The organism is Mycobacterium talmoniae, assembly GCF_001854525.1.
Lineage (GTDB): Bacteria > Actinomycetota > Actinomycetes > Mycobacteriales > Mycobacteriaceae > Mycobacterium > Mycobacterium talmoniae.
Genome location: NZ_MLQM01000326.1, coordinates 1 through 1,660, shown reverse-complemented (window position 1 = coordinate 1,660; position 1,660 = coordinate 1). Strand labels below are relative to the sequence as shown.

3 protein-coding genes are annotated in these 1,660 nt (G+C 71.4%); 1 reads left to right on the top strand and 2 read right to left on the bottom strand.

Annotated elements, in window-relative coordinates; all coding sequences use genetic code 11:
* Positions 1-505, top strand: a 505-nt coding sequence (locus BKN37_RS29445; RefSeq protein WP_071030377.1) for an Rv0361 family membrane protein, incomplete at its 5' end; no start/stop codon positions are given.
* 7 nt (positions 506-512) lie between these two features.
* Here BKN37_RS29445 and BKN37_RS27065 read toward each other — a convergent pair.
* Positions 513-869, bottom strand: a complete 357-nt coding sequence (locus BKN37_RS27065) for an iron-sulfur cluster assembly accessory protein (RefSeq protein WP_071030375.1) — start codon at positions 867-869, stop codon at positions 513-515.
* A 103-nt stretch (positions 870-972) separates the two neighbouring features.
* Positions 973-1,660: glycerate kinase (locus tag BKN37_RS27060; protein WP_165618417.1), on the bottom strand; the 688-nt coding region annotated here is incomplete at its 5' end.

Genomic DNA, 1,660 nt, shown 5'->3' with positions numbered 1-1,660 from the left:
GCCGCCGGCGCTGCCCTACCCGACGCAGCACCGCCGGCAACGGGCGGTGGTGGCGGCGGTGATGGGGGTCGCGCTGCTGACCGCGCTGGTGGCGGTGACCGCCTACGTCGTGCACGACGACGAAGCGCCGGTGGCGATCTCAGAGGCGCAGGCCCGCACCGCGATTCAGGGCTACCTGGACGCGCTGTCCAAACGCGACATCCAGGCCATCGCCCGCAACACGCTGTGCGGCATCTACGACGCGGTGCGCGAGAAGCAGTCCGACGACGCGGTGGCCAAGCTGAACAGCGACGCGTTCCGCAAGCAGTTCTCCGAGGCCGAGGTGACCTCGATCGACAAGATGGTGTACCTGTCCAGCTACCAGGCCCAGGTGCTGTTCACCATGCGGGTGGTGGCCCCGGGCGGCAGCGCGTCCCGCGACACCCAGGGCGTCGCGCAGCTACTGGCCACCGACGGCAAGATCCTGGTGTGCTCCTATGTGCTGCACACCTCGGGAACCTACTGACGAAGCGTCAGTTGAACGAGTCGCCGCAGGCGCACGACCCGCCGGCGTTCGGGTTGTCGATGGTGAAGCCCTGCTTCTCGATGGTGTCGACGAAGTCGATCGAGGCGCCCTGCACGTAGGGGGCGCTCATCCGGTCCACCGTCAACGTCACGCCGCCGAACTCGGCGGTCAGGTCACCGTCGAGCGAACGGTCATCGAAGAACAGGTTGTAGCGCAGCCCCGCGCAACCCCCCGGCTGAACCGCGATCCGCAGCGCCAGGTCGTCGCGGCCTTCCTGGTCCAGCAGCGCCTTGGCCTTGGCCGCGGCGGCGTCGGTCAACGTCACGCCGTGGGTTGCGGTGGTCGACTGGTCCTGAACAGTCATTACTTCTCCCTACCGGTCCTGTATTCGAAATCGTGGGGTGGGTGCGCTCGGCGCGGATAGACCCACCTGATCAACGGTACCGTGTCGCGGCGCTATTCCCGAGTCAGCGGCTGCCCAGCTGCGCCGCGGTCGCCGAAGCCAGCCCCATCAGCTGGTTGGTGGCATCCACCATCGCCAGCCGCACCGAGCCGGCGTAGTCGGCGATGGCGCGGGCGGCCAGGATGCCGGCCGCGGCCAGTCCGGGCTCGTCCAGGCCGATCTGACCGGCCAACACCAGCACCGGGACGCCGCGGGCCCGGGCGGTGTTGGTCAGCGCACCGACCACCTTGCCGTGCAGCGACTGCTCGTCGAACCGGCCCTCCCCGGTGATGATCAGGTCGATGCCGTCGATCTCGGCGGACAACCCGGTGTGCTCGGCGACGATCGCCGCCCCGGATTGGCGCACCCCGCCCAGCGCCAGCAGCGCCGCCCCGATCCCGCCGGCGGCGCCGGCGCCGGCTTCGGCGCTGACCGCCCGCCCGGCCGCCGCATCCAATTCAACCGCCCAGTCCTGCAGCCGGTGCTCCAGCGCGGCCACCGCGGCGTCGTCGGCGCCCTTCTGCGGGCCGAAGATGCGCGCCGCCCCCCACGGCCCCAGCAGCGGGTATTCCACGTCGGAGGCGGCGATCAGCTCCACCCCGGCCAGCCGCGCCCGCCCGGCCGCCAGCCCGCCGAGTTCCTCCACCAGGCCGCGGCCGCCGTCGGTGCAGGCGCTGCCGCCCAACCCGACCACGATCCGGGCCACCCCGGCC